Here is a 23,017-nt window from a genome sequence, read left to right as displayed (position 1 = left end):
TTACGCTTGGTCTGCCAGACCCACACCGATTGACTCTGGGCGGGTGGCGTTCACGCCATACCACACCGCGATACGGCACAGACCTGAGAGCGTGTTGATATCACCCTGGGTCGCGAAGATGCCATGCAGGCCAACCTCTGGGATTTCAAACGCTTTGGTTTTCATGCCAGCAAACAGTTCGTGATTAGCCGGAATTGGCTGGCTCACGATACGGATTGAGTCATCCGCCCAGAAAACGTTGGTGCGCGTAGTGGTGGTATTGAGCACGTTTACAGCCATGCTGTTTGCCAGAGAGGTGTTTACGTTGGCATATGCGCGCTGCTCTGGTGACAGTGCGGTATCGTCAAGTGCGATCGGCTTCGGAGTGATTTCGACGTGAGTTCCATCGATAACGCGAACCACTGAGAAGGTAGCGTCATGGGTCAGCACGTTCTTAGCCATCTGCGAGAGGAATTTAACGCCAGTGAAGCTAATTTTGTCGCCACGCTTCAGGCCGGTAGTTGCAGAAAGGGTTACAGTCGCCAGTCGGTTGTCAACGTTGCGCTTGTTACCATCAGCATCCAAATCCCACGCTACAGGCTGGAATTTCTGTGCGCCGCTAACAGTCAGACCGGTAGCAGTCGAAGCATTCAGCACTGGAAGCTTAGGGGAGCGCAGAACGTCATCAAAACCTGCAACCTGACGCTGGATAGTGCCGTTTCTGTACGCTTCCTCAGGGATGCGCCCAAACATGTCGCGGTTAGTCAAGTCGTGACCGGCTGCCTTGTAGTCTTTCGGGTTAAAGAAGTAAGACAAGCCAGAGTCGCGATTAAGCTCACGTGAGAACATGATTTCTTCAGCGTCAGCCACGAAGTCCCAGCCACTACCAGCGGCGGTGCCGATTGGGTCATCACTGGTAACAACCAGAGAGCCCATCTCAGCAGCCAGGTTAGCGACTTTTACTTCAGCGTTGCTTGCCAGCTTTTTGGCTGCGGCTCGGATGCGGTGGCGATACGCAGTTTCATCTCGCAGATCGTCCGCACGTAACTGGAAGAAGTCGTTGTCAGGTTCACCCAAGCTAACTGGAACGTTGAGCTCCAGAATGCCAGTGGATTTGCCTGTCAGGTCCCAGCCTTCCTGGGTTGGAGATTCCTGCTCAACAGGCATCCAGATTGTGTTACTGGAGCGCTGCATTTCTCCGGCAGGTGGCGTATATTTCCCAGCCTTCTGCGCCATTGGTGTCATGCTGGTAATGGTGTCGATGATTTCATCAACTGCCAGTGTAACGATTTGACCTTCGTTAAGAGCCATTATCGGATTCCTTGTAATTGTTTCTTAATCTTGCGGTAGGTCTCTACGTCACCCTTGCTTGATGCTTCATCCATCTTCTTCTTGAGTGCAGCTACGTTTGCAGCCACAACTTCACCGGAGATTGGCTCATCTACAGGGGGAGCACTTGAGACCTGCTTACCGCGAGGCTTGAGAGTTAAACGTTCTGAGAGTCGAGTTAGTTCAATCAGCGCTTGCTGCTGGTTCATCTGGAGAATTTGACGCGTTTTCTCTGGGTTAGAGCCCAGGTGGTACATCAGTGCAGCGGATTTCTCCGGGAACAACACCATCAGGTCGGAAACAATTTGCGGTGGTACAAGTTGTGCAAATGCTTCCTCCTTGTCCTGGTAATCAGGAATGTTGAGCTTCTCCGCTGCGTCGTAGTGTCTACGAGCCGCCTCGACATATTGCGCTGATTGCTGGGTGTACTCCTGAGTCTTGCGACCTTGCTCTGCTACCGCATTGCTGCGAGCATCGAGTGACTTCTGATTCCACTCAGCAAGATCACGGTTGAATGCAGCCGTAGCCAGTGCGCTGTCGTAGTTGTATTTAACGAGAGCGTCATCTGACAGGTAATCATTTGGGTCTGGCTGCTTAGGTAACTCAGGATTAACCCGGATGTGCTCCGGCAACTCTCCACGCTTCACCTGCTCCATCTTTTGCTCAAGCTCACGCTGACGCTTACGCTCAAGACGTTTTGCTGCGAAGTGTGCGTTTGTTGCCGGGTCTTGTTTTGGTTTTGCCTCATCGTCTTTCAGGACGATCTCAAAGCCTTCATCATGCCCTGCGTTGTCGTTGGCATTATCGACAACTGAGCTATCAGCAGATGCCGCTGCATGATTGCCGGACGTGTTTAAGCCTTCAGTTTCCTGAATTTCGGTGGTTTCTGGGTACATATAACTCTCTCTTATTGAGGAATCTCGGCTGCTCTGCCGGAAGGTTGATTTTGTCTCTGCGATTGCAGGATGTTGGCGAAGTCCATACGCTGCGAGTGCTGCTGACTGTCGCCTTTCAGAAGTAATTCTGCGTTGGCTCGTGCATCGTCACTGTTTTGCTGCTGGTAACTCTGCATGAGTTTGAGGAACTCCCGGAAAGCAGACTGCTTATCCAGGTCCATGTTGTTGAATATCTCTGCGACCTTAGCCGCGTTGAGCTGGTTCTGGCCTTCAGCTTTCGCTGCATCAACCTGAATCTGCATTTGCTGGTTCTGTGCTTTGAGAAGCTCTGCCTGACCTTGCAACAGAACACCCTGAGCCTGAGTTTGTTCAGGTGAAGGTTCTTTCGGTTGCTGCTGCGCCTGCTCAACCATCTGAATCTCTTCAGGTGTCTCAGGCTTTTTCAGCCCCATCATGACAAGCTGCTTATTGGCGTACTCGCGCATCATCTCAACGCCTTTGCCGTCGAGTAATGTGAAGTATTGCAGCAGCAACATCTGCCACTCAGGAGTGCCAGGAGGAACCTTAGCGAGCAATTCCTGAATCTCTGCCCGGTTCTGTTCCTTCATACTCTGGAATGATGGTCCAGTGTCCGTGTAACACTCATAGCGACCGCGGATGTCGTTAAGTGTTACTACCGTACCGGTCTGGTAGTCGACAGCCTGAGTAAGCAACTGGACCTGTTTCTCAGTGCCATCCTCAAGAGTCATCATCACCTGACGAGGAACGTCATAGATGTCATTCACCATTGACTGGTAAATCTCACCATCACGGCGCATAGCTGTAGCGAGGTTGTCCTGAAACACGTATGTCTCAAGGTCTGCCCGCATGTTCAGCTGGTTGACGGTATCGAAGGCCACCTGACCATTTGCCGCCTCTGCATCAACGCCCATCGTTGCGACCTGGCTAACTGAGTTAGTCGCCGCTTCGAGCATGTATGCGTTGGCCTGAGGAACCTCAGGGTTTTCCATGTACGAAATAGGCTGTACAGGAAGGTCTCCGTTGTTCTCATCGGTACGGTTGAGCAAATAGTACGGGTAGTCATCATTGCCACCGTACATGTACTCGTAGCCTTCAATCTGCTCAGGCCAGAAGATAGGTTTCTTCTTCGGTGTGCGAGCGACGATATCGGCATTGAAAGACATGATCATGTTGCGCAGACGCTGACCATCTTTCGTCAGGCGAACAACACCCTCATAAACCTCTTTGTCGCCAGCAAATGACCACTCACCGTACACAGGCACGATAGGAATGTGCTCTCCGGCAATAGGCTCACGATTTTTGAGTATGGCTGTGCTGGTGATGATTGATTTGTAGACGCGACGGCGCTTAACCTTTTTCTCGGCTACCTTGATCATGCCTTTATCGGCAAGCTCATCAATTACGTCTTTGATGTCGCGCTGGAAGTAACTTACCGGCTCACCTGTCAGTGGGTCCTGATAGATGAATACGGTCTCTTTCTTCTCTTCAACCTCGTAATACTCACCAACATAAACAACGTCGCTGGTCAGCCACGGGAACAACCAGTTCATGTCCGGATTCTGGAATGAAGGAATTCCGTCTTCATCGAATCCGTGCTTTTCAGAAAACGCTTTCCACCCGTCACGACTCATAGCATTGATGACTGTGCAATGCATCGCATCGCTCTTGTCCATCTGCTTGCTGTTGCTATCCCAGACTACGTGGGTGCATGCCTCATGAATCGGAACGCGACGGATAACCTGATTATTGCTGGTTGGGTCCTGGTCTTCGTATTCGGTGATTAAACGCCACGCCCCAACGCCTGCTTCAATCTGTTCACGAACAGCAATGTTCACGGATATCTTTGCGGTGTTGTGACGCATGTCTGTGCGGTACATCCCCATCAGTACATCAGCACTGTTAGTGTCTGCGCCATCCTTTGGCCTGAATAGTACGTCGATAGGGTTGCGGCGCATCTCAGCAACGAGCTTACGCACGACAGGACGCACTACATCGAACTGACCACGATATTGCAGGGTTGTGTAATCTGATAACCAGTCATCCCACTGCGACACCCGGCTAAAGTACAGGTCGTTTGTCGCTTCGGTTCTGGCTTCGTCGCTCGCCATCCAGTCTGCGTCGAATTTACACAGGATGGAATTGAGTCGTTCATTGTCGGCCATTATCTTCTCCGTGCGACTGGTTTAATTGGGGCCGGTACTTTTTTCTCTTTATGCACGCCAATGTCGCCATAGCGTTTTGCAAATCGGCGCATCATGTAGGCGTATCGTGTTGCATCAAGAAGGTCATCGCGAGTCTTTACAATTCGACCGCGATCGTCTCGGTGATAGAAGTTAAACTCTTCGAACCAATCTCTCAGCCCGGCAAATACCTTGAATCGTCCTGTGCTCATGAGGTCGTGAAGTTCGAATAGACCTGGCTCTACTGAGCGTGAACCATCAGGCCACTGTGCAGGCTCAGGAAGCATCAGGAAACCAGCGTCTTTGTAATATTCACGTTGCTGTAGACCGCTTCCCTTTTCTGTCTGAAGTCCATCCTGAGGCCATGCAGTAGGCACTTTATTTGCCCATGCTTTAGTTGCACCCCAGGCCTCTGCCGGAGATGTTTTGCTGGCCTTCCACGCCTTAGTTACGTAGAAGGTTTCGCTATCCATGTCGATTGCCAGTTGAATGCGGCTTTGCGGGTGGTCCCATCCGAAGTCCATTCCATCGATTACCATATAATGCTTAGGTATCGGGAATGGTTCGCAGGTGATCATGTCTTCGCTGAAATCAAATATGCGACCGTGACCAAGCATAGGGATACCTTTTGTACGCATATCTCTCTGGTGCGGAGGGAATGACTCAAGCAGGCTTTTCTTTGTTTCTTCCGTCAGATGAGGCGCGTCATCCCAACCGACATTCATGCAGAACTGAGAATCAGCAGGTGTATCCAGCAACTGGATTACCAGCTCCGTGCGTCCGTTTTCTGGGGTGAATGTCAGGATGCCCCGACCACCATTCCCTCGGTCGCCTGTGGCTGTACGGGTTAATACCTGCGGGTAGATAGTCGGATCTTCTGGCTCTTCATCGATATGGAACCAGTCGATGTCATCACCCATCAGTGCATGTTGTCCCTGTGTGTATGACCAGAACTGTATTTTGCTCAGGTCGCCGCTGCTGTGACGGATATATGCAGAGCGGACGGCGTTTGGTGTGCCGGTCATTGGCTCAGTGGAGACAATCCTGTCCGGAGGAATCAGCCCGCCTGTAAACTCACCATTTACCTTCTTGCCGATGATTGCAGCCTGAAGCAGGTCGCGGCACTTCTCACCCGAGTACCCAAGGCACCACATTAACGGTGCATGGTCGAATCTGTGCCCTGTCCATCCTTCTGGATATTCTCCTAGCAGGTGGACAGCATCGATATAAGTTGCGGTATCGGTCTTGCCAACTCGGTTAGCTGCGATGAGAGCGCACTGACGATATTCGGATGTAGCCGCGATGAATTTGCGCTGCCATTCATATCGAGTGTCATAGTAACCGCGGTAGCGATAGACAAACTCTCTACGCTTCTTTTCTTCCAGGAGCTTTACCAGCTCAATCTTCTGCTCCCGGCTGAGATTGTGCATTGGTGAGCTCCATTAACTTGCGGTCTAACTCTTCATCAGACAGGTCGGTGATAGTGATTTTCTGCTCGTGCTGAATGCGATCACCAAACCGACGGGTTGCAACCTTTGATGCATACCATTTACGCGCATCAACTTGCAGACGCGCCTTTGCAACAGCTGCTGATTCTTCAGATGATGAGTCTGCATACATGATGATGTCTTCAGCCATAATCTCAGCCTGAATCTCTCGTGCGCGTGCGTATTGCTCGTGAAACTCAGGATGCTTATGAAGCCATGACAACACTGTCGCCATGTGAGGTATTTCATCTCTCCGGCAAATTGCTCTCAGGCTCTCACCTTCCATTAACAGGTTGCATATCCGCTCGGCTAATTCAGGTGAGTAGACTGAAGGGCGTCCAATCTTCCTTTCTTCAGTCGCCATAGTTGTTTCCTCGTTAATCATTATCAAGCCCACCCTTAGATGAGCTTTGTAATGGTTACGCTGTTACACCCGATGCTTTCACTGCTGCCAGCAATGCGTTGTACTTCGCAGACAATGTTGCAATGTCATTCTTCAGTGCAGTGATGGATGCGTTGGTAGATGCAAGTGATGCGGCAGAGGTGTCGGTAGTAGCCGCTGTAGCAGCTGGTACCGCTGGTACAGTGTTACCGCCTGAAGTGCCACCGGATGAATCAGTGATGGCTGTGATTGCTGCCTGCTGGAGTACCCCACCGCGCTCTGTAGTCGTTGGCACCTTGTTGCCGGCCATCGCTGTTGTGGCTGTGGTGCCGATGGTTGGCGCGAATGTTGATGGTTTGCCGGTTACTGAACCCCAGGCGATAGGAGTGCTTGTTGCAGTGTACTGAGCTTCGAACGTTGTTTTGCTCATGTACAGCAGTTCGCCGTACTGACTCTGGAATACGTAACCACCAACTACAGGCTTGAAGGTGGACATGAAGAGCGCAGATAAATACTGGTCTGGGTATGGTCCGTCAAATTCTGCTAATGCTGAGCCATCCACAGCCTGTGTCAGGGTCTTAATCGGTAAGCCACGAACAAATGCGCCACTGGCATCTGAGTATGTAGGCCATGGTTGGGTGATCATCATTTAGCTCCTTTCTTGGGTTTCTTTTTGCCAGCCTTGTTCATGGCAATTGCGATAGCCTGGTCTTTAGGCTTGCCGGCTTTAATCTCGGTAGCGATGTTCTCGCCGACAACCTTCTTCGACTTACCTTTCTTCAGTGGCATGTCAGACTCCAGTAGTGAACAGGTCGAGGACTTCTTTGGCCTCACGAATCGCCTTTTCGGTTTTAGCTAGCGCAGTCGGCTCATTGGCTGTCTTGGCATATGCATCTTTGAACAGCTCAAAGTTCAGCTCGTTGCCGGAGATAAACTCAATGGCCTTTTCGGTAGCCGCGGAGTCATTCATCACCAGGCGGTAGACTTCGAGCTTCAGTTTCTGTGCATCTGTCATTTGGGTAATGTCTGCCATTGTTGGCTCCGTTGGTTGTTATCCCGTGGTAGGGATGAACGAAAGAATCAGGATGATTGATGAGGCTGCCAGTGTGATGACAGATGCGAATGCAAACACGTAATGCACGAAGGTGATTAATCTGTCTTTGGCTGAGTGCTTTGGTAGCGGGTGGTTAAGAACGTCATCGCGTATGAGTGACATTCCGTAGAGCAGCGTTATTTCACGCTCTCGTTTTCGCATAATGAATCCCACTTGTCGTTGTGGGCGTTGATCGCCTTCACTGTCCTTGCATCCATCAATCCAGGGTCTTTGCCGTGCGTGATAATCGGTCCGAATGCTGTGCAGGCTGAATCAACGTTGATGTACTTAATCGTCGGAGTGGTATTTTGATCTGCGCATGCGGTCACGAGCAGCGTCATCAGAAAGAGACTGATTCGTTTGATCTGCATCTTTGGCAACCTTAATGATTGAGGCTTGCTTATCACTGGCAGCTTGAGACTGCTTCACAGTTTGGTTAGCAGCTTCAACATCAGCCTTTGCTTTAGCTTCTGTTGTGCCTTTGCTCTTTCCGCTGAACCATGCAGCCAGTACAGCAACGATAATCCCGATAATGCCGAAGATATATTGCCAGCCTGATGCTATAAGGTTGGTCATTTCCCATCTCCCTTATCCTTTGGAGGCTTCTGTAAGGTCATCCTCGACAGAACGCCAACAACCATCAGGACAATCGCACCGACCCGCATCCAGCTTGAAGGTATTTCAGCCTTCCATTCTGGAGGAAGCTCAAACCAGATAGTTGGCAGGGCACCCAGAGCAAGAATCACCTTTGTTGAATTCCATCTCCACCAGTGCCGCCAGTCATCAACGAGTCGAAGTTTCATAGCAGCCCCGCATATGCAGTCATTTCACCGGTGCGCATCACCTCAGCATGACGTTTGGCGCGATTGGGTGTTTGCTTAGCCCACAGGCTTGATAGCATTCCGTTGGCGGCGCCTGCGTAGTTTCCTGCCGCTACCATTGCGAGCGTGTTCTTGAATCCTGCCAGACCATTAACGCCCATCTGGTAAGCCATGCTTATCAGGATGTCTCGACGTGCCGGGTTACAGGATTTCATTGCAGCAACAATGGAAGGATTGGTGTTCATCTTGCCGATGGTGGTTTTGACGAATGACTCAAGCCATACGTCACCAACATCTCGCGGAACGGTGAAGGTGTAATTGCTTAACAAAGCGCCCTTAGGGCCAATCTTGATACCGCAAGCCACTGTCGGATAGCCTTCGGTATCAATGTAAGGTTTCTCACGATAACCCTCTTCGTAATTAAGCAGGGGGATTATTTGACTCATTGCGCCGGTCTCCGTACTGCATCCGTAGAGCGTTTTCTTCTCGGCGATCTCGTTTTCGTTGGTAATGGAGATTTATGGCGAACGTAAAGACTGCCAGAACGAAACCGCCGAGAGCCAGCCATTCATTTAATGACATACTCCCCGCCAGAAAGGTTGCCCCAGATGTGGTGTAAGCAGCGGCAGTGGTTACTTTGTCTGCCATATTTTTCATTCCAACCTCCAGAACATCAGGAGGATTTGTTCAAATTAGGATTAGGGATGATGGTGATCAGAACAAATCCAGGATACATTTTCGGTGTCGTGGTTTGTTCGTGAGTAAACGCACGGGCAAATCAGGCAAGAGGCTGTTAGCGCAGTCTCTTGCCACCCATCTTCACGAAGCCCGCCATTGAGCGGGTTTTCTTTTTTGGCAGCGCCCTACCCCGTCGCCACGAATGTGCAAGGGTATCTGGATGTGTTCTGGTGATTGGTGATAGGACGCTTTCAGAAAGGTCGTGGTGCCGGGCAAAGGAATCGAACCTCTGACGCGCAGCTTACAAGGCTGCCGTTCTGCCACTGAACTAGACCGGCTGATTTGGAGCATCTGGCGGGGATCGAACCCGCATCTTCTGGTTGGAAGCCAGACGTAATTCCCAAACTACGACAGATGCAGAATTGGCGGGACAGGAAGGATTCGAACCTTCGACCATTCGGTTAACAGCCGAACGCACAACCGCTGTGCTTCTGACCCTAAACGCAAAAAGCCCCGAGCTATTAACCCAGGGCTTGTTTGTTTGGTTGCTCTGTTCGCTTTTGCTCCGAGCATACACAAAATGTACTACTTCAATTTTGCGAAATCAAGTTATTTAGGAAAATTTACCTAAATTTTATGCAGCCTGTGGAAATTCCTTCTCAATTTCGCGCCTCATCGCATAAAAGATTTCTGCATCGAGCACATTCTCGCACCAGACGACCCTACGCCTACACGACTGGATATCCAATCCGGTGACTGCACTCATCAGTCTGGCGATATCTTGCGTGCAATTGCGATTGCAATATCGCTTAATAGCTACATCGCGGACGGGGCTTTCACGGTGAAACGTCTTGACCATCACACGTTCAACAAAAGCAGCATCATCGGATTCTTTGGCGAGAGCGATGATGTTGCTGAACGATGATTGAGGGATGACCAGTTCGCGAGCTTTCTGATAGAGCGCATCTCCACGCAGTCCATCCTCTTCGTAGAGGCGCATGACAACAGACTCAATCTGCTTGGCCTTGTCATCACTCCACTGGCTACGAATCATCAGGCGACCGATAACGTTTATTGCACCACCAGGGGAGTCATCACCTGCGTTAACCTTGCCCCATACCTGAAGCATGTAGTGAACCCATGCTTTCTGGCGGGTGTTGATGGTTTTCTTCGGGTGCTTCCATATACGGCGGAAGTGAGCATCGTGGAGGAAATTGACCATGCCGAATATCGGTGTGTGTCTCATGATTTTATCCCCAACACATCTTTCAGCTGACTGACCACCATCCTTGTTGCAAATGATTCGCCATGAAGTTTGCTCTGCATCTCAATTTCCTTCAGCGCAGATTTAAGAAGCCCTCGAGTCACTCTCACTGGAATTAGGTTTTCTTCATTCAGCTTTTTAAGGCGATCAAGCGAGTTTTTAACGTCCATCTACGCTGCCTCCGGGTCATGTTCTGGCTTATTCGTACCTAGCCGATTACGCACTTCCCTCAACTGCTCTCGCACATACTCAAGACTGCGCTCAAGCTCATGCTCTTTTCCAATCAGCACTTGCTCTGTATGCATATCGCGCTGACGTTGCCATTTGACTTGCTGGATGTTTGTTACTGAGCACATACGGGTCCTCCTACTAAGCTGTCTAACTGGCGACGCATCATCTTCAAGGCTCCATCTGGGAAAGGCTGACGGGCTAATCCTGCGAAGATGGCGCGTATTTTCTTGTCGCGGATGCGCTTGAGTAACTCGGTTACTGTTGCGCGGATGGTGGCGTTAATCTTGCGGTCTTCGAGCTGGGCGAATCGCACGGATAGCTCCACTGTGACCAGAGCATCCAGATACTCTTCACATACCTCTCTGCTTATGTCTGTCATGCTGCCTCCGATAGCTCTGTAATCTTGATTTCAACCTGGCCGCCCTTAACTTTTGCTGCACGAATCACGCGAATATCATCAAACTGCTCGTCGTCCTCTGCGAATGAGGCGTGGACAAGTGAGTCGAGGAGACATTTCAAGATGTTGTCGATATCTCTGCGCCGGGAATCTGGCACTGCGGCGATGATTTTGATGCGGAGTCGTGATTTGGTGAGGATGTCTAGGTTGAGGCTTTTGATAATCTGGATAACTTCTTTGCGGTACTGCTGGCCTTTCTTGCTGATGTAATACCTGCTTCCTTGCCGTCGCCAGTATGTGTTCACGCTGGGAGGCCAGGGCAGAATGAAGTTATATTCATTCATGTCTTTATCTTCCCCTCCTTGCGCAGAATATCCTGAGTTCGCATCACGCCCTCCAGGTGGTAAATCTTTGCGAATTCGTGGTCGATGATATGCGTTCTGCGGTCTATCTCGTCGTGGCAGCTGCTACACGCCCATGCTGCGAGAAGGTCGTCAGGCTTCATGCCAGTGCCGCACAATCCTGCCATTCGGTAATGAGCCAGAACTGTGGTTTCAGGGTTGTGGTTGCAGACACCGTAGATACGAACTTGACATTCCCTGCCCCGCGCTTCTTTACGAAGGTTTGCCATCTTCTTCATCCGTCATTGAGTTATTCGGATCACGATAAATCAGCCATTCATCCACGCATTCAGAACATGCGTAGGTTTCATCTGGCGTTAGTTCTTTCGTGCAGCCGGCGCACAACGTTCGACGTATGCTCTGCTGCTCGTATGATTGGGCTTCTGAGGTGGTAAGCATCAATGCAACCTCGCTGCTGTGGTTTCTTCTGGTTCCTGTAACTGAATAATCATGTCGGCATCTTCGAACTGGTACATGTAGGCTTCAGCGCCAGTAACCTCTATCTTTCCCTGAACATATCCAGCAACCCAGTTCATAATCATTCCGACAGAATCAACCCCGTCACCTTCCATATCTTCGAGAAGGTCAGCGAGTCGGTCTGCGTAGTCATCGTCTAAGCTGGTCATAGCTATTTCCTCGCACGTTGACGCAGCCATCTCTTGGACAAGAGAGGCCATACAGGGTCATAGGTTGTTACGTCTGATTCGGTAGGCACTGGCTTGGTTTTGTTTCTGGAGCGTTTGGTGGGGATGAATATCATGTTGTCCATTGCGATTTGGGTTATGCTTCGTCGCTGTTTCTTCATGCCGCATCTCCGAATCTAGCCTTCCATTCAAGTGCTAACCTTGCTTCGTCAGACCACTTAACATCCTTCTCGGCGCCGAATGCCTGGATAAGCTCAAGAAGCTCTCCGAACTCACTCACGCGCATCTTGCTGGTCGACTGGCCTATTACCACGAATCCATTGCCGGAAAGGTTAGGAACAACGTCCTGCTGCTTTAACGCTGCGGTGAAAATGCACTTCCAGCTTTCAGCATCCAGCCATCGACCATGCCATTCGACCTGACGCGAGACATCACCAAGGCAAGCCCAAAGCTTCCGATTTTGGTCAATGCTGCGGTTGCGTTCTTGAATGGTTACGATGATTGGCTTGGTTGGGTCGGGGAAGACTTGCTGTATGGCTCGAATGGCGTTCTGCTGATGAATGGGGCTTCTTAGTTCAAACGTTAGTTTCCTCATGGCGAATCCTCATGATGCCAATTTTCATTGTTACCCACATGATTGTCAGGACAAGCAATGTCGAAGTGCATTTCTTATCGGGAAGTACGTCAGGTACATATCCAAAGTGGATAAAATTAACCACCTTGCTGTCGTTCTTTCTGGTTGTATGCCAAAGCTCTGTCGATACTCCAATCCCAAGAGTAAGCCGGCCAATAAGCCAATATCTATCAAAGGTCATACTCACTCCTTCACATTGATTCCAGCGGCGCGGATGGCTTCAGCACAGTAGTCGATAGCGCAGTTGTGACCTTTGTCGAACTCATCCTCAACCATCACTTTGTCATCGAGCTTTATTTCGATAGCCGAGCGTGAAGAAGACCAGATTTTCTCTCCCCATCCTTCAGCGCAACTTTTCCTAAGATCTTGTTGCTCTGGCTGCCTCCACCACTCTTCAAACTGCTTTCTTGATTCGTCCATATTCCTCTCCATCAATGAACCTGCTCGCCGTCGCTAACTTTCAGACGCATAGTGCCGTCTTCCCACTCATGCAAGTACTCGGTTTTTTTCTCTGCTGCCATAAAACCACGAGCGTAAGCCAGGCAGTAATTGAGTGGGCTCTCTCCGACTTCAGCCAGAGCATCCATAGCGTCACAAAATAATTTCTCAGCTTGTTTCTTTCTCATCATTCCTCTCCATCAGCGTGCTGGGGTGTTATTCACGGTAATACTCTTTTTTTTGGTGTCGCCAGATATAGGTTTTCGCCCTCTCTACAGAGGGGCTCGTGTTTGAGAAACCTATCTGGAACCACATAAACGGAAACCACCAATATTTAACCTGCGCCTCAAAACCTGCGTAATTATCTGCAACAATGCGATATGTATTCTTCATGTCACTGTCTCTTTAATTAAGTCGAGTAAACTTATAATCGTCGTCGTGTAGAACTTCGTCATGCGCATACACAAACCCGCCTTCTTCTGTCATGTAAACCACGCCAAATTCATCGCGTTCTGGCTCAATATGGCGCTGGCAATATGGGCAATAATGCGCGTGTTCAGATGGCTCGCTCACTTCGCACCTCTCTCAATCTCTGGTTGATGAATGCAGTCATCTGATTGGCGCAGCCGAAGGTAAGCGGTGCATTCTTGCGATACATCCAGACCTTCCCCTTGTCTAACCACTCGCGATAAACCTCACCCTGTTTGCTCAGTGATGCCAGAATCTGCGCGGTCATTTGCAGGTCTACTCCGGTTGCTGCTGAGATGGCTCCTGAAGTTCCATCGTTACCGCTCTCCAGCCAGTCCAGAATCGCCTGGCGACGGTTAGCATGAAGCTCAGTAAGTCGATAACGCTTGATGCCGTTATGGACGCTGTGGATTTCAAGCTGACCTGCTTCTGTGAGTTCGCGGAGTAGTTGGGTAATGCGGGATTTTGGTGCGCCGGTAAGCTGGTGAAACTCTCTTGCTGATGTTGGTTTGTTGCTTTCGAGGTGGTTGAGTATTTTGTCTCGTGTGTTCATTTAAAACTCCGATACGTTCTCCTGCCGCCATACCTCGTCATATTCAGACTTCGGCATGTTTGCGACGTAATTGTAAGGTGATGCGCCGTCCAGCTGTAGGAACTGGTGCGATTGGTCATCCAGAAATAGCGGTACGCCACCCTCCCAGCCCTCTCCGTTACGCTGTTTTTCGAGCATGAGAACTGAAGCCGGCGATGCCAGAAGCTGTTCGTCTTTCTCGCTTAATTGCTCTCCCGCCTGAACGCGCTGTAACGCTCTCTCTCGGCCTTTGTTGCGCCAGATGATAAACAGGTTGTCTGTGAGGTCGGTAATGGCTCCAGAGCCTTTTACATCCATCTTCCCGGTAGGCTTTTCCTCGCTGTCACCTTTTCTGGAGTGAGTGACGAGGATAATGTGAGAGTTGGTTTTGTTCTTGAAGTCACACAGCGCATCGACAAACGCCTTTTGACCGTTGTAATCGTCATCGCCAATCCCGCACTTCATTAGGCTGTCGATGATGAATAACTGGATGCCGTAGCGACGACGGGCGTAGGTGAAGATTTCAATCAGGCGTTCAGCCTTTGCGGTTCCGGTAAGGCCGAATATCCATAACCGGTCATCGTAGAAGTTGAATGCTGATTCGATTTCAAGAACGGGCGGTATCTTGCAGCAGGTGGCCTGACGTGTAAGTCGCTTAAGAAGCATTCCCGGCTTAAGCTCAAGCGAAGCAACGCAGGTTTTAACGCCCTGCCTCATCGCTTCCAGTGACATATGCCCTACTACTTCAGTCTTGCCGTGTCCATTCACGCCATTGACCAGAGTTAGCTCAGCCTCGCGGAACTGGAAGTTATGCGCCAGTGTTTCCCATGGTGGGTTGAACAGGTATTGCTGCTTGCCGTAGAAGGCGTTGATGGTGTCCTGATAAAACTCTCTTGCGCTGTACAGCTCCTCAGGGTCGAAGAATGCTGCACCTTCCAGGCATTGCCAGATGACATCTTCTGCAATCCCTTCCATCAGGCACTCGTTGATATCTTTGCGTGGTAGCTTCACCATGCGGCAACGGTGCTCTCCAAGGCGGCTGGCTATCTCTCTGGCGGCCTCCTGTCCAACTTCGTCGTTGTCCATTGAGATCCAGATTTCTTCGAAGCGGTCGAGGTTATGAAATTCAAATTCAATCCATTGCTGCTTCGCACCCTTACCGCCGCCGAACGGTACTGAAAGAGCGTTTACGCCGTACTGTGAGTAGCTCATGCAGTCTATTTCACCCTCACACAGCACAACCGACCGTACCTTGCTGTCCAGTGCCTGCCATCCGAACAGGCATGGTTCACAATCACCCTCCGCCATGATGACCTTCTTCCCGTTAGGTCTTTCAGTGCTGATGCGTTTGACCTGGATTAACTCTCCGTCTCGTTTGTACGGAAATACCAGAGCTTCAAGTTCCCGCTCACCGTTCCAGACCTTACCACTGACAACCTCAAAGACTTTGGCTGTCTCCGCTGAGATACATCTCGACTTCAGGTATTCGATATGGTGCTCAGACTTGTTGCAGTATTTGGCGACTTTCTTGCGATCAGGACGGGAGAATTTCTTTTCGCGCTTTGCATCGAAGTGGTGATCGTCGTCCCTGATTCCGATGAATGCCTTGGCTTCCTGCATTGCCTGATGAAGATTGATACCCCGGCAGGCCATCCACAAATCAAGCATGTCACCGCCATCACCTTCAGCGAAATCAGCCCATTTCTTCTTGCCGTTCAGGTTAACTTTCAGGCTGTTCCCTTTGTCGCCGTGTACGTTGCCGGCAACCCACTCATGCCCGTCTTTCTTGCCGTTCGGCAACAGGTGCGGTGCAACCCTGTCTACCTGCGCCCAAAGCAGGTCACTCAGTTCACTTGGCGTCATGCTGACCTCAGGTTGAGACGATTAAACCAGAATGTGACGAACGCAGCACTAAGCCAGCCATGACTGTAGCCAGCGATAAGTAACGATTTGATTCTTGATTTCATGCATCACCTGTCCCAAAAAACTAAACCGGTTTTCGATACGGTGATGGCTGATGATGACTTGGTTTGTTGTGCTGCGGTTACAGGCTTCTCGTCGTTCCAGCGCTGACCGTTGAGGTATGTTGATGGGTGAAGCTTATCGAAGCCGAACTGAACACCAATGCGAAGCTTGATGTCGTCAGCCAGAAATTTTGCAAACTCTCCAGCCGAGCCTTTGGTTTCTTTCCGCCAAAGAGTGAACTGAGTTCTGAATGCTGACTTCGCGTTTTTCTTCCCGGTCTTATGCATTCCTGCACACCAGAAGATATTCTCAAAAGCCTGGTCCGTTTCTTCGTGCTGGTCAGATGATTTTTTCTGCTTCGCCTGAACCTGTTCAGGCATAGTGTTTTTATCTTGTATTTCTTTCTTTTGAATAGTGTCTTTTGTGTCCCCCTGTTTTGAGGGATATGACTCCCTCAATTTGAGGGATGTTTTATCCCCTGTTTTGAGGGATATTCCCTCGATTTGAGGGATGCACCATTCATTGATGTTTTTATTGGGGCCAAACATACCGCCCTGCTGCTTGATAATCCCCATTCTGACCAGTTCCAGCTTGGCTTCGTTACAACGCTTAACTGGTAATTTTGTGATCTCCGATAACTGAGAATCACTGATTCTGTCCATGGCCTTATTCCAGCCATAGGTCTTTCTCAGAATCGCCAGGAGGACTTTAAACTGACGCTTGGTGAGGTCAGCACCGGAGTAGGCATCAAGAAGCGTGTTGGATAGCTTGGCATAGCCATCTTCCAGCTCTGCCACTTTTCTCTCCACCGGGGCTTTGACCGCCCCGAAATCTGCGTATGCGACGTTGCTCATTCGGGTTTCTCCAGTTTACGTTTGCTCAGTTCAAGCGCCTGCTTCAACTTCTCAGCTGCTTCTCGGCTAAACGTACGGATGAACCTTTCGCGAGCTACATTTTTGTGTATTTCGTCCTGGATAAATCGTTGCTTAACCATTAAAATAACTCCTGTTACTTGGCGTAACACAGTGTCTCTAGAATTCGATGCTGATTTGCTCAGAGCGTCCGGCCACCACCGGGCGCTTTTTGCTTTCTGGCATCACAGCTGCAATAGCCTGTCTTGCCACTTCACGAATCAGGCTTGTCTCCCAGACTTTCTCCAGAAGAACGAACGTCACCGCCATATCGTGGATGTTTAATCGACTCACCTTTGAATCAGCCCATCCCGCCATCTTTGCGAAATTCGTCTGACCCATTGATACGAGTCGGGCACGAAGCTCTGCTTCCACTTCGCGTACCTTTTTGCTGTGATTTGCTAGTTCCATTTCTTAATATATTCCTTAGTTAATAGGTAAATACGCATCGGTTGATGCGTTGGTTTCCCTGGTATTCCGAGGGAGGCTGATTATTAAAGAGCGGTGTTTCTTGTTAGGCGGCTGCTTTTTTGTTGCTAGGGAATGGCTTTACTTCTTCCGCATCAACGCTGCCGTCAGGTTTAACTGTTAAAAAAATCTTTCTACCAGAGCGAATAGCCTTGTTAATTGCGCTTTGGTAAACACCAAGATCTTGTGCGGTCTTGGTTTGACCAAAGCGCAGGGCATAATCTTTCAGGGTTATGCGCTGTTCCATACAACCTCCTTAGTACATGGATTCATTATCACCGCCAGAGGTAAAATAGTCAACACGCACGGTGTTAGATAATTATTCCCTGCGGTGATAAATTTGACGTATGAGCGCAAAAAAGAAACCACTAACCGAAGAGCAGCTTGAGGACGCAAAGCGTTTGAAGGCTATATACGAGAAAAAGAAATCAGAGCTTGGCCTATCTCAAGAAGGCATTGCCTTTTCCATGGGGATTGGGCAATCAGCTGTTGGGGCTATTTTAAATGGTGTAAATGCCCTTAATGCGAACAATGCAGCCATGCTGGCAAACATTCTTCAGGTAGGAATAGAGGAATTCAGTCCGTCAATAGCCAAAGAGATTTCTGACTTGTACCGAGCCATAGGCGCAGATGTGCAGAAACGTAACGAGTATGAATACCCGGTCTTCTCGCATGTGCAAGCTGGTATGTTTTCTCCTGAGTTTAGGACGTTCACCGAGCGTGATGCAGAGGGATGGATAAGTACAACCAAGAAAGCCAGCGATGCAGCGTTCTGGCTTGAGGTAGATGGTCATTCAATGACTGCCCCAGCTGGATCACGCCCAAGCTTCCCAGAGGGAATGCTTATCTTGGTTGACCCTGAGGAACCTGTTGACCCAGGCGACTTCTGCATCGCTCGATTAAATGGCGATGAGTTCACGTTTAAAAAGCTGATCAAGGATAGCGGGCAGGTGTATTTACAGCCTCTTAACCCGCAGTACCCGATGATGCCGTGCAATGAGAACTGCCGGGTTGTAGGCAAGGTAGTAGCTAGTCAGTGGCCTGACGAGACGTTTGGTTAACTAATAACGGTCTCTTAACAACCAAATTTGCACAAGAATGATTGCCAAGCTTGAGCAAGATACAGCAAGGGCAATCCAAGTTATAAGACTGACTTCGTTCATATGGAGCCTCATGACCATTGATAGGATTATTTCAGCTATTGCAATAATAGTATCATTCATTGCAGTACCTGCAAGCGGTTACTTAAGCTACAGGTATGCCATAAGGGGTGAGAGACGTAAGGAGTGGAACGCCATAGCAGAAGTACTTTTAGCCCATTATGAGCAAGTACATAAAGAAGCTGAAGATAATAGCACTTATAGCACTACCACCATTCCTATTGATGAGTTTGTGAGAATCCAAAGAAGAATGACCGCTTCTGAGAAAAAGGAATTCCGTGATCTGGTGGCATTGATAGTGAAGCTCAGGAACTCAAAACCTGATGCCGCAAGAAACAAACAGTTATCAGTTGCCTCATCAAAAATATGCAAGATTCTTAAGTTAAAATAACCCGGCCTCCGAGCCGGGTTTTCTTTGCCCTACTCTTCCAGCAGTTTCACAGCAAGCTCCATGCACTGTAGCTGGTCTTCATCCCACTTCTCCAACCCCTTCACTAACTCAGTTCGTATCACGTCAGCTATAGCCACTCTTTTGGTCTCGTGCCCCTCCGCAACCATAGCAAAAACGACATCGCCCACAATCCTGCACATTTCCTGATAGCGCATCTGCGCCATTTCTTCGTAGTCCATATCCAATCCCTCGCTCACTTTTCATCCAAAGCAGTATCACATAAAGGTTTTACAAAAATAAATAACCAATAAATACATGAACATAACCATTGGCGGTGATAAAATATCTCTCGCGGTGTTGACTGCAATACCACTTGCGGTGATACTAAGTCCATCAGCAGGACGCTGAACACGAACAAGGAACTGAGTTCGGGCTCTTTAAAAATTTAATCCTGTGAATACACAGGCCGAAGTGAGTGCTTCGGGCAAGCGTTCGGTGGAGCTTAGACCCATTCATACATCGGGTCGGACTGAGAAGCCGATTGAAATCCGAAACTTGAAATAGGTTTCGGCGCTTGCACCAAAGCATTCACTGAGGAATACCCATGAACAGAAATCAACGCCGTATGGCTGCATACAACGCCATGAAAGCAGCTCAGAAGTTAGAAGTTAAAGCCTACTGTAAAAAGATTGACCGTGCATTTTCACGGCTGTCGGAAGGCTGTAGTGAGCGTGTGACACGAGCAATTTTGTTTGCAGATAGCCCACGGGCTAAATGTGAAAATACAGGCTCGACATGCCTTCCTGATGTCGCACTTTACTCTGCTGGATATCGTAAATCTAAGGACATTACTGCGAGGGCATGATGGTTACTTTAGAAGAAGTCAATTCACTTCTCGAATATAACCCTGAAACTGGGTTGTTTAAGTGGAAGCCAGGCCTTGGAAAGAGATCAACGCTGGAGCGTGCAGGGACTAGGGATATGACAAGACACGTTGCTATAGAGATAAACGGAGTAAAATATTTCGCCCACAGACTAGCTTGGCTAATAACTTATGGATCCTGGCCACCTGACTTTATTGATCACATAAATGGTAACCGCACAGACAACAGAATTTGCAACCTCAGGCTTGCGACGCTGGCAGAAAACAGCAGAAACAGATTCGCTCAAAAAAATGGCTGCGGGTACAAAGGAGTTTACTACTCAAAACGTCAGCGTAAGTGGGTTGGTCAAATACGTGCCAATGGAATAAAGCATCATCTTGGTGTGTTTGATAACCCAGAGGATGCCCATAAAGCATATTGCATAGCCGCTAAAAAGCTTCACGGAGATTTCTCCAACACAGGATGAGATTTACATTGCAACAGAGACATCACATTTCATGTGCTCGTATCTTAATGAGCGCAAGGTATGGAAATTTGACGAGGCCGCATAGTCGGCCTTCTTTTGGCAGCAAGCCACAGAGGTGAATATGAAAGATATGAAGCCGAATGAAAATATTACGCAAGCAGATATAGCCTTTGGACCCAAAAACCTTGCAGATTTTCTTCCCCCAATGAGCAGTATTCCAAAGGAGTTTTTTGGATCAGGTAATCCATGGAATAAATGGGTTAGCAAATGGTTTTTTGGTGGACTAAAAGAGTATGCGGTAGCTGTTGAAGGCATCAACTTTAAACAGGCGCACGCTCACTTAAAGGTAATTCTTGGCAGCTTCGAGCCAAAGCATGAGCACAAGATTGCCGGTTGTGCATATCTGGCATCTAAATGGTTTGATGAGAGCACGGTTGCCATCAACAAGGCTCTGGGGGAGGAGTGATGGAGTGGATTAAGTGTAGTGAGCGGATGCCGGAACCGAACGAGTATGGGGGACGGGTTTTATGTATCGTCCATGCGTTTGAAACAAACGCCCGCGGTGAAAAAATGCCATACAACAGTTACGACTGGTTCGATGATGATGAAAACGAATGGGATAACCATGCAACGGATGAAGTAACGCACTGGATTTACGCTCAGGACATCCCATTCCCGCCAAGCGAATAAGCACCTAATGCGGATTCAGCGATTCCGCATTGTGAGCCAATCCGCGCTCACATCATCTAAAGGAGACGATAGGTGATGTTCTGATTAATTCCCCCTTGTTGTCATCTTGGCCTCTTCGTGAGGCCATTTTTTTAACCTGCATATCAGTGAGCATTTATTCAAGTGCTCAGTCGCTATGCAATCATACACAACATAAGGAACTACCCATGCAGACATTAAATCTCGCAGGGGCTACCCCGATGGGTAGCTTCAACGCAATCTCGTCCATTCAACACTCACGCCGCAATATCCTGACCGGCGCAGACTTCAAGCAGCCTCGCGTTAAGAGCTTGCTGGAGCGTCTGGTTGAGTTCCTGAACCAAAAGGTGCAGCCGTGAGCATCAGAGGCATGTCAGACGAACAGTTTTACCACTTGATGAAAGATTTAATTGGCAGCGAAGGAGGTTTCCATGCAGCCGACAACAACAGTCGAAGAGAGTCAGAGAGTGCGCCGCGTGACGACGATGCAGGCTCTGTTGTGGCGTTACAGGGGTGACAGAGAGCGCATGCGTATGTATCTCAACCTGTCGCGCTTAGAAGTGCTAAATCAACGTTATTTTCTGGGCGGATGCCCGTTCTGAGGTTCATATGAGCATTCAATTTTATGAGCGTCTTGCTGATATCCAAGCGCACTTAAACGCGCCAAAAAATCAGTATAACTCGTTTGGTAAATACAAATACCGCAGCTGCGAAGATATCTTGGAAGGTGTTAAGCCGCTTCTGAAAGGCCTGTTTCTTTCCATTAGCGATGAAATCGTGCTTATTGGCGATCGCTACTACGTAAAAGCTACAGCAACCATTACGGATGGCGAAAATAGCCACTCAGCAAGCGCTATGGCGCGAGAAGAAGAAAACAAGAAGGGAATGGATGCTGCTCAGGTAACGGGAGCCACAAGCTCATACGCGCGCAAATACTGCCTTAATGGATTGTTCGGTATTGATGATGCCAAGGACGCAGATACTGACGAGCACAAACAGCAGCAAGGCGCACAGCAGCCTTTGAAGCAACAACAACCAACTAATCAGTCAAAGCATCATGATGGCCGCTCTCCTGATAAGTTTCTTGCCGACTTCTCAGCTTATGCTTTGAAAGCAACGCTTCCAGAGCTTGAGGAGGCATGGAAGGCAGCTGATAAACGTTTATCAGGAACTGAGCATCACGATAAAGCCGAGTCAGTTTATTTAGATCGTAAATCAGAAATTGAAGGGGTAGCAGCATAATGAGCATTAACGTAATCGTCGCATCCGGAAACATAGGAAAGGATGCAGAGCAGCGATGGACGCAAAACCAGAAGTGTATCGCATCATTCTCTCTTCCAGTTAAACAGGGATTTGGGGAGAGAGAAAAAACCTCATGGGTAAAGTGCATGCTGTTCGGTGCAAAGGCAGAAAAGCTTCCGCAGTATCTGACTAAGGGGATAAAAGTTACGGTGACTGGTGAGTTTGTCATGGAGGAATGGACAGACCAGAACGGCGGTAAACGATCTCAGCCAGTAATCATCGTCAATGACATTGATTTTGGCTCTTCTGGTAATAAACAAGCCACACAACAGCATTCCGAGCCAGAGCCAGATTACGACCCAAGCATTCCATTCTGATTTAACCACCAACTGAACATTCTATTTCACCTCACGGAGGCGGGTTAAACACACCCGCAATTCACCATGCATCAGAAACGCACAGCAGAAGTAATCATCAGGATGCTCGCGCAGGATGAGCGCAACTACATATCGGAATACTGGGCAGGGAAGATGCCAGGGAAGGAAGGAAGCCATACCGGTGGGATAACGATTAATTGCCGAAACCCATACTGGACAACCGAAGGCCTCTGCTCATGGGATAACTGGTATATCAGCGCCGCAGAGCTGGAAAGCGTAAAGGATGTATGCGAAGCGGAGCCGTGGGGAGGAAATGTTCTTGGTGGGATTGAGTACCGGCTGAAACCTGAATTGAGGAAAGCAGCATGATCGGATTAACGTACGACCCGGGCATCACTCCAAACGAGCTCGTAGCCCGCCACCGCTTCAAACCCATCGACGATATCCCACGCGAAGAAATGCTGAAGCGCAATAGCTTCCAGAGCGTGAACGAGAACAAATTCCTGACAGCTTGACTGAAGCAGAGGGCGA

At 49.2% G+C, this 23,017-nt stretch carries 43 protein-coding genes and 3 tRNA genes; 12 read left to right on the top strand and 34 right to left on the bottom strand.

Translation table 11 applies throughout. The annotated features are described in order from the left end of the window. The 33 genes from ACQG11_RS14375 to ACQG11_RS14215 all read right to left on the bottom strand — a co-directional run bounded on the left by ACQG11_RS14375 (position 1) and on the right by ACQG11_RS14215 (position 17,505). Positions 1–1,290 (bottom strand): P22 phage major capsid protein family protein, encoded by a 1,290-nt coding sequence (locus tag ACQG11_RS14375; protein WP_426728477.1) that lies wholly within the window; start codon positions 1,288–1,290, stop codon positions 1–3. Further along, positions 1,290–2,204 (bottom strand): scaffolding protein, encoded by a 915-nt coding sequence (locus ACQG11_RS14370; RefSeq protein WP_426728476.1) that lies wholly within the window; start codon positions 2,202–2,204, stop codon positions 1,290–1,292. Before ACQG11_RS14370 ends, ACQG11_RS14375 begins: the two co-directional genes overlap by 1 nt. An 11-nt stretch (positions 2,205–2,215) precedes the next feature. Next, the gene (locus tag ACQG11_RS14365; RefSeq protein ID WP_426728475.1) at positions 2,216–4,387 is read right to left on the bottom strand and encodes a portal protein; all 2,172 of its coding nucleotides are present in this window, start codon (positions 4,385–4,387) and stop codon (positions 2,216–2,218) included. Further along, positions 4,387–5,835 carry a terminase large subunit domain-containing protein gene (locus ACQG11_RS14360; protein ID WP_426728474.1) on the bottom strand — a complete coding sequence of 483 codons (1,449 nt, stop codon included), beginning with the start codon at positions 5,833–5,835 and terminating at the stop codon, positions 4,387–4,389. The genes ACQG11_RS14365 and ACQG11_RS14360 overlap by 1 nt, the downstream gene beginning before the upstream one ends. Further along, positions 5,804–6,256, bottom strand: coding sequence for a hypothetical protein (locus ACQG11_RS14355; RefSeq protein ID WP_063855107.1), 453 nt, complete (start codon positions 6,254–6,256; stop codon positions 5,804–5,806). The genes ACQG11_RS14360 and ACQG11_RS14355 overlap by 32 nt, the downstream gene beginning before the upstream one ends. A 55-nt stretch (positions 6,257–6,311) precedes the next feature. Further along, positions 6,312–6,923: a hypothetical protein gene (locus tag ACQG11_RS14350; protein ID WP_426728473.1), complete on the bottom strand. Its 612-nt coding sequence runs from the start codon at positions 6,921–6,923 to the stop codon at positions 6,312–6,314. Further along, positions 6,920–7,063 carry a hypothetical protein gene (locus ACQG11_RS14345; RefSeq protein WP_426728472.1) on the bottom strand — a complete coding sequence of 48 codons (144 nt, stop codon included), beginning with the start codon at positions 7,061–7,063 and terminating at the stop codon, positions 6,920–6,922. The genes ACQG11_RS14350 and ACQG11_RS14345 overlap by 4 nt, the downstream gene beginning before the upstream one ends. 1 nt (position 7,064) lies before the next feature. Continuing rightward, entirely contained in the window at positions 7,065–7,307 is a 243-nt protein-coding gene (locus ACQG11_RS14340; protein WP_151413762.1) for a DUF2560 family protein, read from the bottom strand. Positions 7,308–7,655: 348 nt separating this feature from the next. After that, positions 7,656–7,943, bottom strand: a complete 288-nt coding sequence (locus tag ACQG11_RS14335) for a hypothetical protein (RefSeq protein WP_426728471.1) — start codon at positions 7,941–7,943, stop codon at positions 7,656–7,658. Continuing rightward, positions 7,940–8,170, bottom strand: coding sequence for a hypothetical protein (locus tag ACQG11_RS14330; RefSeq protein WP_047741102.1), 231 nt, complete (start codon positions 8,168–8,170; stop codon positions 7,940–7,942). The genes ACQG11_RS14335 and ACQG11_RS14330 overlap by 4 nt, the downstream gene beginning before the upstream one ends. Then, positions 8,167–8,634: a glycoside hydrolase family protein gene (locus ACQG11_RS14325; RefSeq protein ID WP_426728470.1), complete on the bottom strand. Its 468-nt coding sequence runs from the start codon at positions 8,632–8,634 to the stop codon at positions 8,167–8,169. Before ACQG11_RS14325 ends, ACQG11_RS14330 begins: the two co-directional genes overlap by 4 nt. After that, positions 8,609–8,845: a holin gene (locus ACQG11_RS14320; protein WP_047741100.1), complete on the bottom strand. Its 237-nt coding sequence runs from the start codon at positions 8,843–8,845 to the stop codon at positions 8,609–8,611. The genes ACQG11_RS14325 and ACQG11_RS14320 overlap by 26 nt, the downstream gene beginning before the upstream one ends. A gap of 284 nt (positions 8,846–9,129) precedes the next feature. Further along, positions 9,130–9,204, bottom strand: a tRNA-Thr gene (locus tag ACQG11_RS14315). 5 nt (positions 9,205–9,209) lie between these two features. Next, positions 9,210–9,284, bottom strand: a tRNA-Gly gene (locus ACQG11_RS14310). 5 nt (positions 9,285–9,289) lie between these two features. Further along, positions 9,290–9,364, bottom strand: a tRNA-Asn gene (locus ACQG11_RS14305). Positions 9,365–9,500: 136 nt separating this feature from the next. Next, on the bottom strand, positions 9,501–10,112 hold the full coding sequence (locus tag ACQG11_RS14300; protein WP_426728469.1) for a hypothetical protein: 612 nt from the start codon (positions 10,110–10,112) through the stop codon (positions 9,501–9,503). Continuing rightward, positions 10,109–10,300, bottom strand: coding sequence for a hypothetical protein (locus ACQG11_RS14295; RefSeq protein ID WP_371357031.1), 192 nt, complete (start codon positions 10,298–10,300; stop codon positions 10,109–10,111). Before ACQG11_RS14295 ends, ACQG11_RS14300 begins: the two co-directional genes overlap by 4 nt. Positions 10,301–10,473: 173 nt before the next feature. Then, on the bottom strand, positions 10,474–10,740 hold the full coding sequence (locus tag ACQG11_RS14290) for a hypothetical protein (RefSeq protein WP_426728468.1): 267 nt from the start codon (positions 10,738–10,740) through the stop codon (positions 10,474–10,476). Beyond that, positions 10,737–11,102 carry a RusA family crossover junction endodeoxyribonuclease gene (locus ACQG11_RS14285; RefSeq protein WP_044158002.1) on the bottom strand — a complete coding sequence of 122 codons (366 nt, stop codon included), beginning with the start codon at positions 11,100–11,102 and terminating at the stop codon, positions 10,737–10,739. Before ACQG11_RS14285 ends, ACQG11_RS14290 begins: the two co-directional genes overlap by 4 nt. Continuing rightward, positions 11,099–11,389 (bottom strand): DUF1364 domain-containing protein, encoded by a 291-nt coding sequence (locus tag ACQG11_RS14280; RefSeq protein WP_227171044.1) that lies wholly within the window; start codon positions 11,387–11,389, stop codon positions 11,099–11,101. The genes ACQG11_RS14285 and ACQG11_RS14280 overlap by 4 nt, the downstream gene beginning before the upstream one ends. Further along, positions 11,373–11,558 (bottom strand): protein NinF, encoded by a 186-nt coding sequence (locus ACQG11_RS14275; protein WP_426728467.1) that lies wholly within the window; start codon positions 11,556–11,558, stop codon positions 11,373–11,375. Before ACQG11_RS14275 ends, ACQG11_RS14280 begins: the two co-directional genes overlap by 17 nt. After that, the gene (locus ACQG11_RS14270; RefSeq protein ID WP_426728466.1) at positions 11,558–11,785 is read right to left on the bottom strand and encodes a hypothetical protein; all 228 of its coding nucleotides are present in this window, start codon (positions 11,783–11,785) and stop codon (positions 11,558–11,560) included. Before ACQG11_RS14270 ends, ACQG11_RS14275 begins: the two co-directional genes overlap by 1 nt. A 2-nt stretch (positions 11,786–11,787) precedes the next feature. Beyond that, on the bottom strand, positions 11,788–11,964 hold the full coding sequence (locus tag ACQG11_RS14265; protein ID WP_426728465.1) for a NinE family protein: 177 nt from the start codon (positions 11,962–11,964) through the stop codon (positions 11,788–11,790). Then, positions 11,961–12,398 (bottom strand): recombination protein NinB, encoded by a 438-nt coding sequence (locus ACQG11_RS14260; protein WP_426728464.1) that lies wholly within the window; start codon positions 12,396–12,398, stop codon positions 11,961–11,963. Before ACQG11_RS14260 ends, ACQG11_RS14265 begins: the two co-directional genes overlap by 4 nt. Next, entirely contained in the window at positions 12,379–12,618 is a 240-nt protein-coding gene (locus ACQG11_RS14255; protein ID WP_426728463.1) for a hypothetical protein, read from the bottom strand. Before ACQG11_RS14255 ends, ACQG11_RS14260 begins: the two co-directional genes overlap by 20 nt. A 2-nt stretch (positions 12,619–12,620) precedes the next feature. Further along, the gene (locus ACQG11_RS14250) at positions 12,621–12,857 is read right to left on the bottom strand and encodes a hypothetical protein (RefSeq protein WP_426728462.1); all 237 of its coding nucleotides are present in this window, start codon (positions 12,855–12,857) and stop codon (positions 12,621–12,623) included. Positions 12,858–12,868: 11 nt separating this feature from the next. After that, positions 12,869–13,066, bottom strand: coding sequence for a hypothetical protein (locus ACQG11_RS14245; RefSeq protein WP_234115222.1), 198 nt, complete (start codon positions 13,064–13,066; stop codon positions 12,869–12,871). Positions 13,067–13,431: 365 nt separating this feature from the next. Further along, positions 13,432–13,896 carry a helix-turn-helix domain-containing protein gene (locus ACQG11_RS14240; RefSeq protein WP_426728461.1) on the bottom strand — a complete coding sequence of 155 codons (465 nt, stop codon included), beginning with the start codon at positions 13,894–13,896 and terminating at the stop codon, positions 13,432–13,434. Beyond that, on the bottom strand, positions 13,897–15,777 hold the full coding sequence (locus tag ACQG11_RS14235; protein ID WP_426728460.1) for a toprim domain-containing protein: 1,881 nt from the start codon (positions 15,775–15,777) through the stop codon (positions 13,897–13,899). 107 nt (positions 15,778–15,884) lie between these two features. Beyond that, positions 15,885–16,733 carry a replication protein gene (locus ACQG11_RS14230; RefSeq protein ID WP_426728459.1) on the bottom strand — a complete coding sequence of 283 codons (849 nt, stop codon included), beginning with the start codon at positions 16,731–16,733 and terminating at the stop codon, positions 15,885–15,887. Next, on the bottom strand, positions 16,730–16,873 hold the full coding sequence (locus tag ACQG11_RS14225) for a hypothetical protein (RefSeq protein ID WP_021241252.1): 144 nt from the start codon (positions 16,871–16,873) through the stop codon (positions 16,730–16,732). The genes ACQG11_RS14230 and ACQG11_RS14225 overlap by 4 nt, the downstream gene beginning before the upstream one ends. A gap of 37 nt (positions 16,874–16,910) precedes the next feature. After that, positions 16,911–17,201, bottom strand: a complete 291-nt coding sequence (locus ACQG11_RS14220; RefSeq protein ID WP_426728458.1) for a CII family transcriptional regulator — start codon at positions 17,199–17,201, stop codon at positions 16,911–16,913. A gap of 103 nt (positions 17,202–17,304) precedes the next feature. Beyond that, complete coding sequence (locus tag ACQG11_RS14215) at positions 17,305–17,505, bottom strand: Cro/CI family transcriptional regulator (RefSeq protein WP_212480048.1); 201 nt, start codon at positions 17,503–17,505, stop codon at positions 17,305–17,307. Positions 17,506–17,605: 100 nt separating this feature from the next. Between ACQG11_RS14215 and ACQG11_RS14210 the strand changes: the two genes are divergently transcribed. Beyond that, a complete protein-coding gene (locus ACQG11_RS14210) occupies positions 17,606–18,319 on the top strand; it encodes a LexA family protein (RefSeq protein ID WP_426728457.1) in 714 nt (237 codons plus the stop codon). 112 nt (positions 18,320–18,431) lie between these two features. Next, positions 18,432–18,809, top strand: a complete 378-nt coding sequence (locus ACQG11_RS14205) for a hypothetical protein (protein ID WP_426728456.1) — start codon at positions 18,432–18,434, stop codon at positions 18,807–18,809. A gap of 29 nt (positions 18,810–18,838) precedes the next feature. On the opposite strand, the gene fumD is transcribed toward ACQG11_RS14205, so the two are convergent. Next, positions 18,839–19,048, bottom strand: coding sequence for a fumarate hydratase FumD (gene fumD / locus ACQG11_RS14200; protein ID WP_063858599.1), 210 nt, complete (start codon positions 19,046–19,048; stop codon positions 18,839–18,841). 365 nt (positions 19,049–19,413) lie between these two features. Here fumD and ACQG11_RS14195 point away from each other — a divergent pair, with 365 nt between their 5' ends. The 10 genes from ACQG11_RS14195 to ACQG11_RS14150 all read left to right on the top strand — a co-directional run bounded on the left by ACQG11_RS14195 (position 19,414) and on the right by ACQG11_RS14150 (position 23,001). Continuing rightward, entirely contained in the window at positions 19,414–19,674 is a 261-nt protein-coding gene (locus ACQG11_RS14195) for a transcriptional regulator (RefSeq protein WP_426728455.1), read from the top strand. Continuing rightward, positions 19,671–20,159, top strand: coding sequence for an HNH endonuclease (locus ACQG11_RS14190; protein WP_426728454.1), 489 nt, complete (start codon positions 19,671–19,673; stop codon positions 20,157–20,159). Before ACQG11_RS14195 ends, ACQG11_RS14190 begins: the two co-directional genes overlap by 4 nt. Before the next feature lie 121 nt (positions 20,160–20,280). Next, entirely contained in the window at positions 20,281–20,625 is a 345-nt protein-coding gene (locus ACQG11_RS14185) for a hypothetical protein (protein WP_426728453.1), read from the top strand. Further along, positions 20,625–20,849: a DUF551 domain-containing protein gene (locus ACQG11_RS14180; protein ID WP_116484368.1), complete on the top strand. Its 225-nt coding sequence runs from the start codon at positions 20,625–20,627 to the stop codon at positions 20,847–20,849. Before ACQG11_RS14185 ends, ACQG11_RS14180 begins: the two co-directional genes overlap by 1 nt. Before the next feature lie 206 nt (positions 20,850–21,055). Then, complete coding sequence (locus tag ACQG11_RS14175; RefSeq protein ID WP_176691851.1) at positions 21,056–21,226, top strand: hypothetical protein; 171 nt, start codon at positions 21,056–21,058, stop codon at positions 21,224–21,226. Next, positions 21,223–21,384, top strand: a complete 162-nt coding sequence (locus tag ACQG11_RS14170) for a hypothetical protein (RefSeq protein ID WP_426728452.1) — start codon at positions 21,223–21,225, stop codon at positions 21,382–21,384. Before ACQG11_RS14175 ends, ACQG11_RS14170 begins: the two co-directional genes overlap by 4 nt. A gap of 92 nt (positions 21,385–21,476) precedes the next feature. Then, a complete protein-coding gene (locus ACQG11_RS14165; protein WP_045347004.1) occupies positions 21,477–22,109 on the top strand; it encodes an ERF family protein in 633 nt (210 codons plus the stop codon). Then, the gene (locus ACQG11_RS14160) at positions 22,109–22,486 is read left to right on the top strand and encodes a single-stranded DNA-binding protein (RefSeq protein ID WP_045347002.1); all 378 of its coding nucleotides are present in this window, start codon (positions 22,109–22,111) and stop codon (positions 22,484–22,486) included. Before ACQG11_RS14165 ends, ACQG11_RS14160 begins: the two co-directional genes overlap by 1 nt. 66 nt (positions 22,487–22,552) lie before the next feature. Beyond that, a complete protein-coding gene (locus ACQG11_RS14155; RefSeq protein ID WP_426728451.1) occupies positions 22,553–22,855 on the top strand; it encodes a hypothetical protein in 303 nt (100 codons plus the stop codon). Continuing rightward, a complete protein-coding gene (locus ACQG11_RS14150) occupies positions 22,852–23,001 on the top strand; it encodes a DUF2737 family protein (protein ID WP_426728450.1) in 150 nt (49 codons plus the stop codon). Before ACQG11_RS14155 ends, ACQG11_RS14150 begins: the two co-directional genes overlap by 4 nt. Positions 23,002–23,017 lie beyond the last annotated feature (16 nt).

Origin of the sequence: Enterobacter cloacae complex sp. 372C4 (assembly GCF_050030615.1) — a bacterium.
In the GTDB taxonomy this organism is placed as follows: Bacteria; Pseudomonadota; Gammaproteobacteria; order Enterobacterales; family Enterobacteriaceae; genus Enterobacter; species Enterobacter intestinihominis.
Note: the sequence above shows the minus strand (reverse complement) of the source record. Positions and strands in the feature narration are given on the sequence as shown.

Coding starts and splice junctions, on each gene's coding strand:
- ACQG11_RS14280 (WP_227171044.1), bottom strand. CDS start 11,389: ATGGCAAACCTTCGTAAAGAAGCGCGGGGCAGGGAATGTCAAGTTCGT.
- ACQG11_RS14355 (WP_063855107.1), bottom strand. CDS start 6,256: ATGGCGACTGAAGAAAGGAAGATTGGACGCCCTTCAGTCTACTCACCT.
- ACQG11_RS14270 (WP_426728466.1), bottom strand. CDS start 11,785: ATGACCAGCTTAGACGATGACTACGCAGACCGACTCGCTGACCTTCTC.
- ACQG11_RS14190 (WP_426728454.1), top strand. CDS start 19,671: ATGATGGTTACTTTAGAAGAAGTCAATTCACTTCTCGAATATAACCCT.
- ACQG11_RS14335 (WP_426728471.1), bottom strand. CDS start 7,943: ATGACCAACCTTATAGCATCAGGCTGGCAATATATCTTCGGCATTATC.
- ACQG11_RS14260 (WP_426728464.1), bottom strand. CDS start 12,398: ATGAGGAAACTAACGTTTGAACTAAGAAGCCCCATTCATCAGCAGAAC.
- ACQG11_RS14165 (WP_045347004.1), top strand. CDS start 21,477: ATGAGCATTCAATTTTATGAGCGTCTTGCTGATATCCAAGCGCACTTA.
- ACQG11_RS14235 (WP_426728460.1), bottom strand. CDS start 15,777: ATGACGCCAAGTGAACTGAGTGACCTGCTTTGGGCGCAGGTAGACAGG.
- ACQG11_RS14265 (WP_426728465.1), bottom strand. CDS start 11,964: ATGAAGAAACAGCGACGAAGCATAACCCAAATCGCAATGGACAACATG.
- ACQG11_RS14220 (WP_426728458.1), bottom strand. CDS start 17,201: ATGGAACTAGCAAATCACAGCAAAAAGGTACGCGAAGTGGAAGCAGAG.
- ACQG11_RS14330 (WP_047741102.1), bottom strand. CDS start 8,170: ATGAAACTTCGACTCGTTGATGACTGGCGGCACTGGTGGAGATGGAAT.
- ACQG11_RS14320 (WP_047741100.1), bottom strand. CDS start 8,845: ATGAAAAATATGGCAGACAAAGTAACCACTGCCGCTGCTTACACCACA.
- ACQG11_RS14300 (WP_426728469.1), bottom strand. CDS start 10,112: ATGAGACACACACCGATATTCGGCATGGTCAATTTCCTCCACGATGCT.
- ACQG11_RS14375 (WP_426728477.1), bottom strand. CDS start 1,290: ATGGCTCTTAACGAAGGTCAAATCGTTACACTGGCAGTTGATGAAATC.
- ACQG11_RS14245 (WP_234115222.1), bottom strand. CDS start 13,066: ATGATGAGAAAGAAACAAGCTGAGAAATTATTTTGTGACGCTATGGAT.
- fumD (WP_063858599.1), bottom strand. CDS start 19,048: ATGGACTACGAAGAAATGGCGCAGATGCGCTATCAGGAAATGTGCAGG.
- ACQG11_RS14290 (WP_426728468.1), bottom strand. CDS start 10,740: ATGACAGACATAAGCAGAGAGGTATGTGAAGAGTATCTGGATGCTCTG.
- ACQG11_RS14150 (WP_426728450.1), top strand. CDS start 22,852: ATGATCGGATTAACGTACGACCCGGGCATCACTCCAAACGAGCTCGTA.
- ACQG11_RS14225 (WP_021241252.1), bottom strand. CDS start 16,873: ATGGTTAAGCAACGATTTATCCAGGACGAAATACACAAAAATGTAGCT.
- ACQG11_RS14345 (WP_426728472.1), bottom strand. CDS start 7,063: ATGCCACTGAAGAAAGGTAAGTCGAAGAAGGTTGTCGGCGAGAACATC.
- ACQG11_RS14195 (WP_426728455.1), top strand. CDS start 19,414: ATGAACAGAAATCAACGCCGTATGGCTGCATACAACGCCATGAAAGCA.
- ACQG11_RS14230 (WP_426728459.1), bottom strand. CDS start 16,733: ATGAGCAACGTCGCATACGCAGATTTCGGGGCGGTCAAAGCCCCGGTG.
- ACQG11_RS14175 (WP_176691851.1), top strand. CDS start 21,056: ATGCAGACATTAAATCTCGCAGGGGCTACCCCGATGGGTAGCTTCAAC.
- ACQG11_RS14340 (WP_151413762.1), bottom strand. CDS start 7,307: ATGGCAGACATTACCCAAATGACAGATGCACAGAAACTGAAGCTCGAA.
- ACQG11_RS14255 (WP_426728463.1), bottom strand. CDS start 12,618: ATGACCTTTGATAGATATTGGCTTATTGGCCGGCTTACTCTTGGGATT.
- ACQG11_RS14240 (WP_426728461.1), bottom strand. CDS start 13,896: ATGAACACACGAGACAAAATACTCAACCACCTCGAAAGCAACAAACCA.
- ACQG11_RS14210 (WP_426728457.1), top strand. CDS start 17,606: ATGAGCGCAAAAAAGAAACCACTAACCGAAGAGCAGCTTGAGGACGCA.
- ACQG11_RS14250 (WP_426728462.1), bottom strand. CDS start 12,857: ATGGACGAATCAAGAAAGCAGTTTGAAGAGTGGTGGAGGCAGCCAGAG.
- ACQG11_RS14285 (WP_044158002.1), bottom strand. CDS start 11,102: ATGAATGAATATAACTTCATTCTGCCCTGGCCTCCCAGCGTGAACACA.
- ACQG11_RS14370 (WP_426728476.1), bottom strand. CDS start 2,204: ATGTACCCAGAAACCACCGAAATTCAGGAAACTGAAGGCTTAAACACG.
- ACQG11_RS14180 (WP_116484368.1), top strand. CDS start 20,625: ATGGAGTGGATTAAGTGTAGTGAGCGGATGCCGGAACCGAACGAGTAT.
- ACQG11_RS14155 (WP_426728451.1), top strand. CDS start 22,553: ATGCATCAGAAACGCACAGCAGAAGTAATCATCAGGATGCTCGCGCAG.
- ACQG11_RS14205 (WP_426728456.1), top strand. CDS start 18,432: ATGACCATTGATAGGATTATTTCAGCTATTGCAATAATAGTATCATTC.
- ACQG11_RS14360 (WP_426728474.1), bottom strand. CDS start 5,835: ATGCACAATCTCAGCCGGGAGCAGAAGATTGAGCTGGTAAAGCTCCTG.
- ACQG11_RS14275 (WP_426728467.1), bottom strand. CDS start 11,558: ATGCTTACCACCTCAGAAGCCCAATCATACGAGCAGCAGAGCATACGT.
- ACQG11_RS14295 (WP_371357031.1), bottom strand. CDS start 10,300: ATGGACGTTAAAAACTCGCTTGATCGCCTTAAAAAGCTGAATGAAGAA.
- ACQG11_RS14160 (WP_045347002.1), top strand. CDS start 22,109: ATGAGCATTAACGTAATCGTCGCATCCGGAAACATAGGAAAGGATGCA.
- ACQG11_RS14325 (WP_426728470.1), bottom strand. CDS start 8,634: ATGAGTCAAATAATCCCCCTGCTTAATTACGAAGAGGGTTATCGTGAG.
- ACQG11_RS14215 (WP_212480048.1), bottom strand. CDS start 17,505: ATGGAACAGCGCATAACCCTGAAAGATTATGCCCTGCGCTTTGGTCAA.
- ACQG11_RS14185 (WP_426728453.1), top strand. CDS start 20,281: ATGAAAGATATGAAGCCGAATGAAAATATTACGCAAGCAGATATAGCC.
- ACQG11_RS14350 (WP_426728473.1), bottom strand. CDS start 6,923: ATGATGATCACCCAACCATGGCCTACATACTCAGATGCCAGTGGCGCA.
- ACQG11_RS14365 (WP_426728475.1), bottom strand. CDS start 4,387: ATGGCCGACAATGAACGACTCAATTCCATCCTGTGTAAATTCGACGCA.